At 65.4% G+C, this 13009-nt stretch carries 17 protein-coding genes and 4 tRNA genes; 18 read left to right on the top strand and 3 right to left on the bottom strand.

All coding sequences use genetic code 11. The features are described from left to right. Positions 1 to 30: 30 nt before the first annotated feature. Together AC3ISA_RS16335 and AC3ISA_RS16330 are read right to left on the bottom strand one after the other, a co-directional pair. Positions 31 to 115: transfer RNA gene (locus AC3ISA_RS16335), tRNA-Leu, on the bottom strand. An 87-nt stretch (positions 116 to 202) separates the two neighbouring features. Further along, positions 203 to 511, bottom strand: a complete 309-nt coding sequence (locus tag AC3ISA_RS16330) for a FliM/FliN family flagellar motor switch protein (RefSeq protein ID WP_346495501.1) — start codon at positions 509 to 511, stop codon at positions 203 to 205. A gap of 9 nt (positions 512 to 520) precedes the next feature. Between AC3ISA_RS16330 and lipB the strand changes: the two genes are divergently transcribed. The 4 genes from lipB to AC3ISA_RS16310 all read left to right on the top strand — a co-directional run bounded on the left by lipB (position 521) and on the right by AC3ISA_RS16310 (position 4053). Next, positions 521 to 1237 carry a lipoyl(octanoyl) transferase LipB gene (gene lipB, locus AC3ISA_RS16325; RefSeq protein WP_489178699.1) on the top strand — a complete coding sequence of 239 codons (717 nt, stop codon included), beginning with the start codon at positions 521 to 523 and terminating at the stop codon, positions 1235 to 1237. A gap of 128 nt (positions 1238 to 1365) precedes the next feature. Next, a complete protein-coding gene (locus tag AC3ISA_RS16320; protein ID WP_489178698.1) occupies positions 1366 to 2850 on the top strand; it encodes a hypothetical protein in 1485 nt (494 codons plus the stop codon). A gap of 75 nt (positions 2851 to 2925) precedes the next feature. Further along, positions 2926 to 3420, top strand: a complete 495-nt coding sequence (msrB, locus tag AC3ISA_RS16315; protein ID WP_489178697.1) for a peptide-methionine (R)-S-oxide reductase MsrB — start codon at positions 2926 to 2928, stop codon at positions 3418 to 3420. A gap of 48 nt (positions 3421 to 3468) precedes the next feature. Further along, positions 3469 to 4053 carry a hypothetical protein gene (locus AC3ISA_RS16310; RefSeq protein WP_489178696.1) on the top strand — a complete coding sequence of 195 codons (585 nt, stop codon included), beginning with the start codon at positions 3469 to 3471 and terminating at the stop codon, positions 4051 to 4053. A 68-nt stretch (positions 4054 to 4121) separates the two neighbouring features. Here AC3ISA_RS16310 and AC3ISA_RS16305 read toward each other — a convergent pair. Beyond that, a tRNA-Thr gene (locus AC3ISA_RS16305) sits at positions 4122 to 4196 on the bottom strand. A gap of 110 nt (positions 4197 to 4306) precedes the next feature. Here AC3ISA_RS16305 and AC3ISA_RS16300 point away from each other — a divergent pair. From AC3ISA_RS16300 to AC3ISA_RS16235, 14 genes are all read left to right on the top strand, one after another. Further along, the gene (locus AC3ISA_RS16300; RefSeq protein ID WP_489178695.1) at positions 4307 to 4504 is read left to right on the top strand and encodes a hypothetical protein; all 198 of its coding nucleotides are present in this window, start codon (positions 4307 to 4309) and stop codon (positions 4502 to 4504) included. A 117-nt stretch (positions 4505 to 4621) separates the two neighbouring features. Then, the gene (murA, locus tag AC3ISA_RS16295; protein ID WP_372692192.1) at positions 4622 to 5911 is read left to right on the top strand and encodes a UDP-N-acetylglucosamine 1-carboxyvinyltransferase; all 1290 of its coding nucleotides are present in this window, start codon (positions 4622 to 4624) and stop codon (positions 5909 to 5911) included. Then, complete coding sequence (locus AC3ISA_RS16290) at positions 5901 to 6401, top strand: DUF2948 family protein (protein ID WP_372692193.1); 501 nt, start codon at positions 5901 to 5903, stop codon at positions 6399 to 6401. Before murA ends, AC3ISA_RS16290 begins: the two co-directional genes overlap by 11 nt. Then, positions 6398 to 6865: a UPF0262 family protein gene (locus AC3ISA_RS16285; protein ID WP_372692194.1), complete on the top strand. Its 468-nt coding sequence runs from the start codon at positions 6398 to 6400 to the stop codon at positions 6863 to 6865. Before AC3ISA_RS16290 ends, AC3ISA_RS16285 begins: the two co-directional genes overlap by 4 nt. 103 nt (positions 6866 to 6968) lie before the next feature. After that, the gene (gene infA / locus AC3ISA_RS16280; protein ID WP_008261544.1) at positions 6969 to 7187 is read left to right on the top strand and encodes a translation initiation factor IF-1; all 219 of its coding nucleotides are present in this window, start codon (positions 6969 to 6971) and stop codon (positions 7185 to 7187) included. Continuing rightward, a complete protein-coding gene (locus AC3ISA_RS16275) occupies positions 7188 to 7769 on the top strand; it encodes a Maf family protein (protein ID WP_489178694.1) in 582 nt (193 codons plus the stop codon). It abuts the gene before it with no gap. Beyond that, positions 7766 to 8800, top strand: coding sequence for a ribonuclease E/G (locus tag AC3ISA_RS16270; protein WP_489178693.1), 1035 nt, complete (start codon positions 7766 to 7768; stop codon positions 8798 to 8800). Before AC3ISA_RS16275 ends, AC3ISA_RS16270 begins: the two co-directional genes overlap by 4 nt. A 3-nt stretch (positions 8801 to 8803) precedes the next feature. Further along, positions 8804 to 8968, top strand: coding sequence for a DNA gyrase inhibitor YacG (locus tag AC3ISA_RS16265; RefSeq protein WP_135195741.1), 165 nt, complete (start codon positions 8804 to 8806; stop codon positions 8966 to 8968). A gap of 63 nt (positions 8969 to 9031) precedes the next feature. Next, positions 9032 to 9107, top strand: a tRNA-Phe gene (locus AC3ISA_RS16260). 537 nt (positions 9108 to 9644) lie between these two features. Further along, positions 9645 to 10526, top strand: a complete 882-nt coding sequence (locus AC3ISA_RS16255) for a MotA/TolQ/ExbB proton channel family protein (protein ID WP_428155016.1) — start codon at positions 9645 to 9647, stop codon at positions 10524 to 10526. Between the two features lie 5 nt (positions 10527 to 10531). Then, positions 10532 to 10969 carry a biopolymer transporter ExbD gene (locus AC3ISA_RS16250; protein WP_428155017.1) on the top strand — a complete coding sequence of 146 codons (438 nt, stop codon included), beginning with the start codon at positions 10532 to 10534 and terminating at the stop codon, positions 10967 to 10969. Between the two features lie 14 nt (positions 10970 to 10983). Next, positions 10984 to 11697 (top strand): energy transducer TonB, encoded by a 714-nt coding sequence (locus AC3ISA_RS16245; protein ID WP_428155018.1) that lies wholly within the window; start codon positions 10984 to 10986, stop codon positions 11695 to 11697. Positions 11698 to 11820: 123 nt separating this feature from the next. Beyond that, positions 11821 to 11897, top strand: a tRNA-His gene (locus AC3ISA_RS16240). A gap of 96 nt (positions 11898 to 11993) precedes the next feature. Continuing rightward, a complete protein-coding gene (locus AC3ISA_RS16235; RefSeq protein WP_489178692.1) occupies positions 11994 to 12977 on the top strand; it encodes an aldo/keto reductase in 984 nt (327 codons plus the stop codon). Positions 12978 to 13009: the final 32 nt, after the last annotated feature.

Here is a 13009-nt window from a genome sequence, read left to right as displayed (position 1 = left end):
TTAGCCGATGAATCGCCCTGTTTAGCCAGATGGTGCGGTCGAGAAGACTCGAACTTCCACGGGTTGCCCCACAGCGACCTCAACGCTGCGCGTCTACCAATTCCGCCACGACCGCTCGCATCGGAGCGGCGGCGAATAGACGAAGCCGCTGGAAAAGGAAAGCGGGAATTGAACGGTTCGTGGAGAGCCTAGGGTGCAGGCGTCAGGCGGACCCGGCCATGAAGTCATAGACGTCGGCCTGGCGGGTGACGGTGATGGCGATTCGGTCGTCGCGGATCTCGATCTCACCCCGCGCTACCGGGTAGTTGTTGGCGAGAATCCAGACCTCGTCGCCCTCTGCGGCGTCCAGGGGAATCACCGCCCCCCGGCCCATGCGCAGCAGTTGCGACATCGGCAGCACCGATCGACCTAGAACCACGGAGATTTCGACGTCGACGGCGTTGATTTGGGTCACGTAAAGCTCTCGATCACTGAAAGGCCGTCCCTTGCGCAAACGCCTCGCCGACCACATTGAAGCGTCATGCTTGCTGAGCCGTTAAGCCCGTCCCTTCAGAAACTGCGTCTCGACGATGGGCGGCCCGTCGAATGGGCCGTGTCGAAGGGCTATGTCGACTATGCGGCCGCCGAAGCCTTCATGGAGGCGCGGGTCGCCGCCATTGCCGCCGGCGAGGCGCAGGAGATGGTCTGGCTGTTGGAGCATCCGCCGCTTTACACCGCCGGTGTCTCGGCCAGGGACGAGGATCTGCTGGATGCTGGCCGGTTCCCGGTGCATCGGACGGGACGGGGCGGGCAGTTCACCTATCATGGGCCCGGCCAGCGGGTGGCCTATGTGATGCTGGACATGAACCGACGCGGCAAGGACGTGCGGTGTTTCGTGCGCGGGCTGGAGCTGTGGTTGATCGGCGCGCTGGATCAGTTCGGCGTCGAGGCGGACATCCGGCCGGGCCGCGTCGGGGTGTGGGTCGAGCGCAAGGGACCGGGCTGGTCGCGCGAGGACAAGATCGCCGCCATCGGCGTCAAGGTCCGCAAATGGGTCAGCTTTCATGGCATCAGCCTGAACGTCGAGCCCGACCTGGACCATTTCGGCGGCATCGTGCCGTGCGGCATCCAGGACCATGGCGTGACCAGCCTGGTCGATCTGGGCGTGCTGGCGACGATGGATGAGGCGGACGAGGCCTTGAGACGCAGCTTTGGTCGGATATTCGGCGCGGCGGCCGAGGGTGACGCGCCGTTCTGAGCGCGCCGCATCGCCGCCGGTCGTGTGACAATCGGGCGAAATCCTGTCCGCCGGGGTTGGCAAGCGCGTGACGCATGAGGTTTAACCCTCATCACGAGCTTGAAAATCAAAGGCCGCAGGAAACCTCCATGAACCGCATGATCGCCGCCGCATCGGCCGCCGTCCTGTCGCTGACCGTCGCCGCCGGCGCCGCAGTCGCACAGGATTTTCGCGCCCTGGCGCAACAGGACCTTCAGACCGCGCATGACGCCTTGGCGGCCAACCACCCCGCCGCTGTGATCCCCGGCGCACCCAGCGAAGCGTTCCGCACCTGGATCGACGCTGGCCTGGCCGATGCGCAAGGCAAGGTCGGTCGCGTCAACAGCGGCGACAGCCACGCCTATCTGATGCGCTACTACGCCAACGGTTTCCGCGATTCGAACATCGCGATCCGCCCGACCTACGAGGGCCTCGGCCCCTTCTTCGCGACAAGCTGGCCGGGCGTCGCCACGGCATGGCGCAATGGCGAATATGTCGTTTCCTATGTGAAGCCGGGCTTGCGCAACGTGCCGCCGGTCGGCGCGACACTGGTCAAGTGCGGCGACAAGACCGCCGCTCAACTGGCAGAAGAGCGGCTGGACCGTTGGGAAGGCGATCTGACGACCGAGGCCGGTCGCGTTCGTACCGCCCCCTATCTGCTGTGGAACCGCAACAACCCCTTCACCGGCGGCGTGCCGTCGCTGTGCACCTTCAAAATCGGCCGCCGCGATCGTGACTTCCAGATGCAGCCACAGCCGGCCGACGCCGCCAGCCTGGAAGCCGCCTATCGTGCCACCGTCTATGCGCCGGGCGCAAATCCGCTGTCGGTCGAGACGGTCGATGGCCGTCCCTGGATCAACGTCCACACCCTGGCCGACGACGCGGGTTGGGACGCCTTCTTCGCCGCCGTCGAGGGCCAGTTGCCCGCCATTCGAGGCGCGCAAGGCCTCGTCATCGATCTGCGCGGCGCCAACGGCGCATCGTTGAACGCCACGGGCAAGGGCTATGGCCTGGCCAACCGCATCTGGACGCCGGAGTTCACCGTCAGCCGCCAGCCGGAAGCCGGCTCGATCACCTATCGCGCCACCCAGGCGAACCGTCAGTGGTTCGCCGACACCCTGGCCCGGATGCAGGCCGATCCGCGCTTCGTCGCTGAATCCGGCCCGGTGATTGAACAGACCCAGGCCATCGTCACCGCCTTCGATTCGGCGCTGGCGGCCAACCAGCCGACCTTCACCATGCCGGGCCGTGCGTCCGTGCCGGACACCGGCGCCGCCAACCCCGTCGCGGGACAGGTGGTGGTGCTGGTCGATAGCGGCTGCACCAGCGGCTGCCTGGATACGCTGGACCTGCTGACCCGCCTGCCGAACGTGCGTCTGGCCGGATCGGTGACGGCGGAAGACTCGATTTTCATCGAGCCCACCGTGCTGCGCCTGCCGTCGAACTACGCCGAGCTCAGCTATGGCCACAAGGCCTGGACGACGCGTCAGCGCGGCAACGATGCGCCCTTCACCCCGGCGCAGGGCCTGGCCTACACGGGCTCGGCCACCGACGAGGCCGCCGTGCGCGCCTGGGTCGGCACGCTGTTCCAATAGTAAATTTCTGCGTCTGATGGATCGAGGGGCGGGCAGGGGGTGGAACCCCGGCCCGCCCCTTCCCATTTGCAGACCATGACCGATCTCGCCCAAACACACGAAAGCCTGCGTTCGCCGTCGGGCTTCGACCTGACCCCGCCCGACTATGCCGAACGCGCTCGTCTGGAGGCCGACCTGAGCCCCGAGGAGAAACGCGTTCTGCTGTCGCACGGCACCGAGGCGCCCTTCTGCGGCACGCTGCTGGGCGAGAAGCGTGCAGGGGTGTTCTGCTGCCGTGAGTGCGGCCTGCCGCTGTTCAAAAGCGGGACCAAGTTCGAGAGCGGCACCGGCTGGCCCAGCTTCACCAAGCCGGTGGACGAGAGCCACGTCCACGAGATTCGCGACACCAGCTACGGCATGATCCGCATCGAGACCCAGTGCGCCCGCTGCGGCAGCCACCAGGGCCACGTCTTCCCAGACGGCCCGCCGCCGACCGGACATCGTTACTGCATCAACTCGGTCGCCCTCAGTTTCGTGGCGGAGGGCGAGGCCCTACCCGACCCGTTGCACCGTGGCGACGGCGTCGCCTGACCTTGGCCTCAATCGCTGTGCTAGGATGATATCGAACGGAGGTGGACGATGCTGATCGCAAGTCTTTTGGCGAGTGCGGCCATGGTCGCGGCGGGGGGTGATCCCGACGGCGTCATCACGACAGCGCCGCTCAACGCGCCGACCCTGGCCCAGGCCATGACGGCGGCGCCACAGACGTCGGTGACCGCCCCCACCGCCCAGGATGCCGCTCCCCACGGCCTGACCACAGAACAGCAAATCCAGAACTGGATCAGCGCGCGCACGCCTGGCGTCAGCTTCGATGAGGGCGCTGTGGCCGGTCCTCCGGCCGAGCGTAAGACATACAGCATGGTCGAGGTGGGAATCGGCACCGGCGGCTATCGCAGCTATGGCGCGGCCGTCTCCCTGCCTGTCGGCGAGAATGGCCGCCTGAACCTCGCCTATCGTGAGGGCCGCAATGAGCCTTGGGGTTATGGCTACAGCGGCCACGGTCTGCGTGGACCGGGCTCCTATTCGCCGTACGGCGGCTGGCGCGGTCACAGCTATGGCGCGGACACCACCACCCAGTCGCTGTCCATGGGCTTCACCTGGAACAAGAACGGCGACGCAAATCAGCGCAATCCGTATCGTCGTGGGTCATACGGCTACGACTGAGCGGCCGCTAAGTCTGTTCCGCAAACTCAAAAAGGCCCGGCGAAAGCCGGGCCTTTTCAGTTCTCAGATGGTGCCGCCGGGGGGAATCGAACCCACGACCTCAGCCTTACCAAGGATGCGCTCTACCACTGAGCTACGGCGGCCCCGACTGAGGAAGCGGCCGTATAGCCAAACCCTTCCGGGGAGGGAAGCGCCTTTTTTATCCTCCGAAAGAAAGTTTGGACATGGCCCGTTATCACGGCATCATCCGGCCATGACCCATCCTCCGCATGACGCCGATACGCCTGCCGCCGCTGCTGCGGCGACGCCGCCCGTCGAATCAGGGCCGGAGTTCGAGATCGCGCGGGCAAAGGCTGAGAGGGCGATCCGGCTGGCCTCGGCCCTGCGCGCGAACCTACGGCGTCGCAAGGCGCCCGCGCGGACGCCGGCCGCGCCGCGCGACAGCAACTGATCGCCGCAACGCAAAGTCATCGGACCGCGACGGTCCAGCCCTTTGGCAAGCGCACGACGGCTTGCTAGATACCCAATCCCCCCGAGGCGTTTCCTTCGGGCGCGCTTCAAGGACGACATGGACAGCATCGCCATTCAGGGCGGCGCCCAGCTTTTCGGGGACATTCCCGTCAGTGGCGCCAAGAACTCCGCCATCAAGCTGATGGCCGCCTCGATCCTGACGGATCAGCCCTTGCTGCTGACCAATATGCCGCGCCTGGCGGACACCCGGTTCCTGGGCCAACTGCTGCGCCAATTCGGCATAGAAGTGACCGAGCGCGACGGCGCGGACGGGCAGGAGAGCCTGTTCCACGCCAAGGACCTGACCTCGACCTTCGCCCCCTATGATCTGGTTCGCCAGATGCGAGCGTCGTTCAACGTGCTGGGGCCGCTGCTGGCGCGCACCGGCGAGGCCAAGGTCTCGCTGCCCGGCGGCTGCACCATCGGGGCGCGTCCGGTGGATCTGCACCTCCAGGCCTTGACGGCGCTGGGAGCCGAGATCGAGCTGGACGAGGGCTATGTCACCGCCCGTGCGCCCAAGGGTCTGCGAGGGGCCGAGATCGAGTTTCCGTTCGTTTCGGTCGGAGCGACCGAACACGCGCTTCTGGCCGCCGTGCTGGCGCAAGGGACGACCGTGCTGCGCCGCGCCGCGCGCGAGCCCGAGATCGGCGATCTGGCCCACTGTCTGACGGCCATGGGCGCCAAGATCGAGGGCATCGATACCGACGTCCTGACCATCACCGGCGTCTCGTCGCTGAACGGGACGACCTGGTCGGTGATTCCCGACCGGATCGAGATGGGCTCCTATGCCGTCGCCGCCGCCATGGCGGGCGGCGAGGTGCGCCTGACCAAGGCGCGGGCCGAACTGATCGGCTCGCTGACCGACAAGATGATCGAGGCCGGGGTCAAGGTGTCGCCTACCGCCGACGGCGTGCTGATCAAGCGCGATCCGAAGCAGCGGCTCAAGGCCGTGGACGTGGAGACGGCCATCTATCCGGGCTTCGCCACCGACCTACAGGCCCAGTTCATGGCCCTGATGACCACGGCCGAGGGCGTAAGTACGGTGCGCGAGACCATTTTCGAGAACCGCTTCATGCATGTGCCCGAGCTGGCGCGGCTGGGGGCGGACATATCGGTCCATGCCGGCGAAGCGCACGTCAATGGCGTCGAGGCGCTGCATGGCGCCCAGGTGATGGCGACGGATCTTCGGGCCTCGATGTGCCTGGTCATCGCAGGCCTGGTCGCCGAAGGTGAGACGACGGTTGGACGCGTCTATCATCTGGATCGCGGTTTCGAGCGTTTGGAAGAAAAGCTCGGCGCGTGCGGCGCGGACATTCGACGGATCAAGGGAACAGGTGATGAGCACTGAGATCGACGGCGTCATCTCTGAAGCCAAGGCGCCGGTCGAGCCGCTGCGCCTGTTGGCCGAGGACGCCGACGATCTTCAGATCATCTCCGCCGCGCTGCAGGACGCCATCCTGCGGCCGGTCGATATCGTGTGGGAGAAGAGTGCGCGGACGCTGACCATCGCCTTCAGCCGCTTCTGCTGGGAATGCGGCGGTACGCGGGTGATGTGCGCCATGCAGTTCGGCGATGTGCTGGCGGTCAAGAGCCGCCGCCTGTCGCGCAGCCCGGACGCCTCGCTGGAATTGCTGGCGCTCGATTTCATCCCGACGGAGACGCCCGGCGGCAAGGTCATCTTGATGTTCGCTGGCGGCGGCGATCTGCGTATCGACGTCGAATGCCTGGACGCCGTGGTCACCGACATTTCAGAGCGGTGGCCAGCGCGTGTGGCGCCGACCCACCTCGACGGCCCGGACCTGGATGCCCCCAAACGCGATGAAGGGAATGCGGCATGAGCGGTCCCCACAAGCTGGCCTCTGTCGAACTGGACGCGGTGACCTTGCCCGCCGCGACGGCCGAGATCGAGCACGAGCGTCGGGTCGCAATCTTCGATCTGGTCGAGAAGAACAGCTTCGAGCCGGTCGGGGCCGAGGGCGGGCCCTATAAGCTCAAGCTATCTCTGCAGGACAACCGGCTGGTGTTCGACATCGACGGCGACAACTTCAGCCGCACCTACGCCATCAGCCTGACGCCGCTGAAGGGCGTGATCAAAGACTATCTGCTGATCTGCGACAGCTATTACGAGGCCCTGCGCGGCTCGTCGCCCAGCCAGATCGAGTCGGTCGATATGGGCCGGCGCGGCCTGCACAACGAAGGCGCGGATCAGCTGAAGACGCGGCTGGACGGCAAGATCGTGGTCGATCACGAGACGGCGCGACGGCTGTTTACGCTGCTGTGCGCCCTCTACCGTCGCGGCTGACCTCGACTATCTCTGCGTTTTCGGGCATTAGGCCCCTCCATTCCGCCCCTCGCGCCCGCCCGGCGTGGGGTCGAACGCATTTTAATCGGGCGTGAGAGGCCGCATGGCTAAGGAAGAACTACTTGAGTTTCCCGGCACCGTCAGCGAACTGCTGCCGAACGCCACCTTCCGCGTGACGCTTGAGAACGACCACGAGATCATCGCCCACACGGCGGGCAAGATGCGCAAGAACCGCATCCGCGTGCTGGCCGGCGACAAGGTGCTGGTCGAAATGACACCCTACGACCTGACCAAGGGTCGCATCACCTATCGCTTCAAGTAAGTGACGACGGCGCGTCCTGAATTGGTGCTGGCCTCGGCCAGCCCGCGCCGCATCGAACTGCTGGCGCAGGTCGGGATCACGCCCGACCATATCGATCCCGCCGATATCGACGAGACGCCGTTGAAAGGCGAAACGCCGCCGCGTCTCGCCGAACGTCTGGCGACCTCCAAGGCTCAGGTGGTCGCCGCACGGCGTCCCGAGGCCGTGGTCATCGCCGCCGATACCGTCGTGTCGGTCGGTCGTCGCTTCCTGGAGAAGGCGGCGGACGAGGCCGAGGCGATCCGTTTCCTGAAACTGCTGTCCGGCCGCAATCACCGCGTCTTCACCGGCGTAGCCGTGGTGCGTGACGGCAAGCTGTCGTCGCGGGTCAACGAGACGCGCGTGACCTTCAAGCCGCTGTCGGACCACGAGATCGCGACCTATGTCGCCACGGGCGACTGGCGCGGCAAGGCCGGCGGCTATGGCATTCAGGGGCCGGCCGGGGCCTTCGTCCAGCGGATCGTCGGCAGCCATCCGTCGGTGATGGGCCTGCCGGTCTATGAGGCCGTCCAGCTGTTGAACGGCGTCGGCTGGCGCGCATGAACGGCGTGGTCGAGGTCTTCCTCGACGAGACGCCGGGCGAGACGCGCGGCGCGGTCATGCGCGACGGGCGCTACACCCATCTTCTGATCCAGCGCGACGGCGACCCGGCCCAGACGCGGCTCGGCGCCCGGTCGATCGGGCGGGTGACCGAAGTGAATCAGGGCCTGCGCGGCGCCTTCGTCGACATCGGCGCGGACGCCGCAGCCTTTCTGCCCTTTCCCCGCAACGACAAATTGAGCCAGGGCGAACGATTGGAAGTCGTCGTCACCGCCGAACCTCGGGTCGGGAAAGGCGCTGTCGTCCGTCGTCTAGGGTCGGGGAAGGGGACGCCTCGCCTGATTCAGTCCGCGCACAGCGTCGCCGAACAGTTGCGCGACCTCGCGCCGGGCGAGGAATCAGTCGTCGGCATCGCCGCCATCGACGCCGTGATCGAGGCGGAGGAGGAGGCCCTGGCCCGGTCGTGCGTCTTCGCGTCGCACGGAATCGACCTGGCTATCGAACGCACCCGCGCGCTGGTGGCTATCGACATCGATTTCGCCTCCATGCCGGGACGCGATCCGAAACAGGCGAGGGCGGTCGCGAATCGCGAGGGGTTGAGACAGGCGGCGCGCCTGATTGGTCTGCGAAGCTGGGCCGGTCTGGTCGTCATCGACCTGGTCGGCGACGGTCAGGACGCCGAGGCGCAGTTCAAGGGCGCCAGGGCCGCCTTCGCCCACGAACCTCAGGCCGTCTTCGGACCCGTCAGTCGATTCGGTCTTCTGCAGTTGTCGCTGCCGTGGCGGCGCACGCCCATCGAGGAAGTGTTGCGCGGTGTCGATGGACGCCCCTCGGCCCAGACGCGCGCTCTGTCGTTGGTGCGGGCGCTGCGGCGACAACTTTTGTCCGACACTGGATCTGCGCGCATCACCGCACGCTGCGCGCCGGAGGAAGCCGCCATCGCGGGCCCGCTAGCAGTGAGACTGGGGCCGCGAGCCCATGTGCAGGCCGATGTCGCAATCCCCGTCGGCCACGGCCGTATAGAAGAGAGTTGAGCCATGGCGACCTGTCCCATCTGCCGCAAGGCCGACGCCGATCCCAAGTACAAGCCCTTCTGCTCGCGCCGCTGTTCCGAGGTCGATCTGCAGCGCTGGTTCACAGGCGGCTATGCCATTCCGGCCGCCCTGGACGAGGGCGCCGAAGATGATGGCGAAAAGGACTGATTGGGCGCTGGACAGGCGGAAAAGCCTCCCCTATAGACCCGCCTCTCGCGACGCCGCGTCGGCGCCTGGATAGCTCAGCTGGTAGAGCAGCGGATTGAAAATCCGCGTGTCGGTGGTTCGAACCCGCCTCCAGGCACCATCTTCTCCTCCTCATATTGATTGTTATGCGTTTGAGGCATCATCCGATGCTTCTGCGGCTGGATGTGGCCTAATCTTACGTGAGGGGTGAGGCTTGATTGGTCGTTGTTTTGGACGATCTGGTAAGATTTCGCCACATCGAAGCGATCTGCGACAAGCTTGCTCCAAATGATGCGCAATCATCATGAAAACGTCGCGCCCGCAGGTTTTAATGACAAGGTTAGGTGGAACTTTTCTCCACCTCGCGCGGCGGGTTAAAAGCCGCTCTTGTCCCTTGACGCTCCGGTAAGGGTTCGTCAAAGGGTTGAGACGCCTTCCCAAGGAGGCGTTAATACGGATTACAGGAGACGCGTTCTCCGACGGTTCGATCATCAGAGGCTGGGCGGGCGACCGGACAGTCTCTACCGAAGATTTCAGCGGGTTCTGATCCTCGAAAGGACGGAACGCGTTGAAGGAAACATTTCAGGTTGGGGGGCGGTCGCTGACTATGGCCGCACCTTTGGTTCCACGAGTCAGACCAAGCAGGAACTGGCGAATTATGCTGAACAGCAAAAAGACGAACATCCTTCTCGCCATGGCCGGCGCCGCCGCGCTGATGGCGAGCTCGCCGGTTCTGGCCCAGGCTCCGGCCGAGCCGACCCCGGCTGCCTCGACTGCGGCTCCCGCCGCGGCCCCGGCGACCCCGGAAGCCGACCCGGCGACCGTCGCCGAAACCGCCGGCGGCGCGCACGGCGGCGGCATCACCCCGATCTCCATGTTCATGGAAGCCACGGTCGTCGTTAAGGTCGTCATGGCCGGCCTGCTGCTGGCCTCGATCCTGTCGTGGACCCTGCTGCTCATCAAGCTGTTCGAGTTCGGCGCTCTGAACCGCAAGACCGACACCTTCCTCGAAAACTTCCGCGGCGCTCGCACCATCGCTGACATGCGCGCCGTCTCGACCCAGGAAGAGTTCGACGGCAATCCGCTGGCCGACATGGCCGCCGCCGCCACCGAGGAAATCGAACTGTCGCGTCAGTCCGGCCTGTCGGTCACCGGCGATCACCTGGACTCGGCCCTGGGCCGCGCCCAAGCCGCCGTCGCCGCCGTTCAATCCGGTCTGGCCAAGCGCCTGTCGGGCGGCCAGCAGTTCCTGGCTTCGGTCGGTTCGATCGGTCCGTTCGTCGGTCTGTTCGGCACCGTTTACGGCATCATGAACTCCTTCATCGGCATCGCGGAATCCAACACGACCAACCTGGCCGTCGTTGCTCCGGGTATCGCCGAGGCCCTGCTGGCCACCGGTATCGGCCTGTTCGCCGCTATCCCGGCCGTTGTGTTCTACAACTACTTCAACACCCGCATCGCTGGTTACGGCACTCGCGCCGACGGCTTCGCTGCTGAGCTGCTGAACGGCATCTCGCGTCAGCTCGACAAGGGAGCGTAAGACGGATGGCCGCCAAGATTAAATCGGGCGGCGCTGGCAACAACGTGGTCGAGGCCAACAGCGATATCAACGTCACGCCTTTCGTTGATATCATGCTGGTCTTGCTCATCATCTTCATGGTCGCGGCTCCGCTTGCTTCCGTGTCGGTGCCCGTCGAGTTGCCAATCGCCGTCGCCAAGGCGGCCCCGAACCCGCCCAAGCCGGTCTATATTTCGATCCAGAACGACGGCGACGTCTATGTGGGCGACTTCAGGACCGACGTCGGATCCCTGGGTGAAGATCTGAAAGAACAGATCGGCGCCCGGAACCCGGCGGATGAGCGGATCTTCATTCGGGGCGACCAGAACACCCGTTACGGCGACTTCATGCAGGTCATGAATGCGCTGCAGGATAACGGCTTCTATAGTGTTGCACTGGTCGGCGAAGACCAGGCGACGAGTTAGGGTGCGGAGATAGAATGACAGACGTCGAATATCATCGCAGTCGTTACGACGTACCGAAGGCCAAGGGCTTCATGGGGGTTTCCTACCCCGTGCTGATCGTGTGCCTGCTGATCGTCACCATCCTGTTCGCTCTGCTGATCTTCTTCTTGCAACAGTCGAAGTTCAAGCTGAAGGAGTTCAACTACGTCGACGAGTCCGTCGAGGTCGAGTTGGTCGAGCCGGTTCCGCCGCCTCCGCCCCCGCCGCCCCCGCCGCCTCCGCCGACGGATACGCCTCCGCCGCCCAAACTTCAGGTGCGCGTGCCGGCCCCGGTCCCCAACGTCATGCCGCCTCCGCCGGTGAACATCACGCCGACGAAGAAGGAAGACCGCGTCGAATACACGGGCCCGCCCGTGAATATTCCTGGACCGCCGCCTCCGCCCGCGCCTCCGGCCCCGGCTCGCCCGGCGACCATCACGAACGTCTCGTGGTCGCGCCAGCCGCGTCCCGAATTTCCCGCCCGCGCTCAAGAGCGTGGTATCGAGGAGGGAACGGTCGTCCTGCTTTGCTCGGTTCAGGCCAATGGTTCGGCTACGAACTGCAGCATCGTTTCCGAAACTCCTTCAGGAGCCGGATTCGGTCGCGAAGCCGTGGCGTCCATGCGTTCCGCGCGCTTTGCGCCAGGCACCGTGGATGGGGTCGCTCAAGGCGGACAAGCGCGCTTCACGGTTCGCTTCCGCCTCCAGTAGGCCTGATCTTCTATTCTACAGAACGCCCCGGCATCCGCCGGGGCGTTTTTGTTTGGCCGTACCGCACTCTAGGCTTGATTGGTAGGTGAGGCCTCGGTAGAGAACGCGCCTCGCGATGCGCGGGCCGCCTTAGCTCAGTTGGTTAGAGCGCCGGTTTGTGGAACCGGAGGTCCTCAGTTCAAGCCTGAGAGGCGGTACCATCGCAAAGCGCGGCCGGGCTTGAAGCCCGCCGTCGCAGCGACCATCTCCTGATCGTCGGCCACAGCCGATCCCCCACATCGACAGGAGAAGGCCTCATGAAGACGCGCAAGCTGGGTCCAAACGGTCCCGAGGTTTCAGCCATAGGCCTGGGCTGCATGGGCATGAGCGCCTTCTACGGCGGCTCGGACGAGGCCCAGTCCATCTCCGTCATCCACCGCGCGCTCGATCTGGGGATCACCCTGTTCGACACCGCCGAGATGTACGGGCCCCACACCAACGAGGTCCTGGTGGGCAAGGCGCTGAACGACCGGCGCGATCGAGGCTTCATCGCCACGAAATTCGGTATTGGTCGGGCGCAGGATGGTTCCATTGAGACCGACGGCAGCCCGGCCAATGCGCGCCGCGCCATCGAGGGCAGTCTGCAACGCCTCGGCGTCGATCACGTCGATCTCTACTATCTGCACCGCGTCGATCCGGACACGCCGATCGAGGAGACGGTCGGGGCGATGGCCGAACTGGTCCAGGAGGGCAAGGTCCGCTTCCTGGGCCTGTCAGAGGCCTCGCCTGAGACTTTGCGCAAGGCCCATGCGACGCATCCGATCACGGCGCTCCAGACCGAGTATTCGCTGTGGAGCCGCGAGCCAGAAGACGAACTGTTTGGCGTCGTGCGCGAACTGGGCATCGGCTTCGTGCCCTACAGCCCGCTGGGCCGGGGCTTCCTGTCCGGCGACATCACCTCGATCGATGATTTGGACGCCGATGATTTCCGTCGCACCAATCCGCGCTTCATGGGCGACAACTTCCAGAAAAACCTGGATCTGGTCGAGGCGGTGAAGACCATCGCCGCCGACAAGGGCGTCACCGCCGCCCAACTGGCCTTGGCCTGGGTGCTGGCGCAGGGCGAGGATCTGGTTCCGATCCCCGGCACGCGCCGCATCGCGACGCTGGAGCAGAATGCGGCTGCGGCTGACATCGCGCTGACGCCTGAAGATTTGGCGCGGATAGAAGCGGTCTTCCCCAAGGGCGCAGCGACCGGCCATCGCTATGCCGAGGCGGCGCGGGCGGCCCTGAACCGCTAAAGTCGATAGGCGGACATGAAAAAGGCCCGGTC

The organism is Brevundimonas sp. KH_058, from assembly GCF_057838505.1.
The sequence above is the reverse complement of the archived record's forward strand: the minus strand, read 5'-3'. Positions and strand labels throughout refer to the sequence as shown.

Coding starts and splice junctions, on each gene's coding strand:
- AC3ISA_RS16330 (WP_346495501.1), bottom strand. CDS start 511: ATGTGGTCGGCGAGGCGTTTGCGCAAGGGACGGCCTTTCAGTGATCGA.
- lipB (WP_489178699.1), top strand. CDS start 521: ATGCTTGCTGAGCCGTTAAGCCCGTCCCTTCAGAAACTGCGTCTCGAC.
- AC3ISA_RS16320 (WP_489178698.1), top strand. CDS start 1,366: ATGAACCGCATGATCGCCGCCGCATCGGCCGCCGTCCTGTCGCTGACC.
- msrB (WP_489178697.1), top strand. CDS start 2,926: ATGACCGATCTCGCCCAAACACACGAAAGCCTGCGTTCGCCGTCGGGC.
- AC3ISA_RS16310 (WP_489178696.1), top strand. CDS start 3,469: ATGCTGATCGCAAGTCTTTTGGCGAGTGCGGCCATGGTCGCGGCGGGG.
- AC3ISA_RS16300 (WP_489178695.1), top strand. CDS start 4,307: ATGACCCATCCTCCGCATGACGCCGATACGCCTGCCGCCGCTGCTGCG.
- murA (WP_372692192.1), top strand. CDS start 4,622: ATGGACAGCATCGCCATTCAGGGCGGCGCCCAGCTTTTCGGGGACATT.
- AC3ISA_RS16290 (WP_372692193.1), top strand. CDS start 5,901: ATGAGCACTGAGATCGACGGCGTCATCTCTGAAGCCAAGGCGCCGGTC.
- AC3ISA_RS16285 (WP_372692194.1), top strand. CDS start 6,398: ATGAGCGGTCCCCACAAGCTGGCCTCTGTCGAACTGGACGCGGTGACC.
- infA (WP_008261544.1), top strand. CDS start 6,969: ATGGCTAAGGAAGAACTACTTGAGTTTCCCGGCACCGTCAGCGAACTG.
- AC3ISA_RS16270 (WP_489178693.1), top strand. CDS start 7,766: ATGAACGGCGTGGTCGAGGTCTTCCTCGACGAGACGCCGGGCGAGACG.
- AC3ISA_RS16265 (WP_135195741.1), top strand. CDS start 8,804: ATGGCGACCTGTCCCATCTGCCGCAAGGCCGACGCCGATCCCAAGTAC.
- AC3ISA_RS16255 (WP_428155016.1), top strand. CDS start 9,645: ATGCTGAACAGCAAAAAGACGAACATCCTTCTCGCCATGGCCGGCGCC.
- AC3ISA_RS16250 (WP_428155017.1), top strand. CDS start 10,532: ATGGCCGCCAAGATTAAATCGGGCGGCGCTGGCAACAACGTGGTCGAG.
- AC3ISA_RS16245 (WP_428155018.1), top strand. CDS start 10,984: ATGACAGACGTCGAATATCATCGCAGTCGTTACGACGTACCGAAGGCC.
- AC3ISA_RS16235 (WP_489178692.1), top strand. CDS start 11,994: ATGAAGACGCGCAAGCTGGGTCCAAACGGTCCCGAGGTTTCAGCCATA.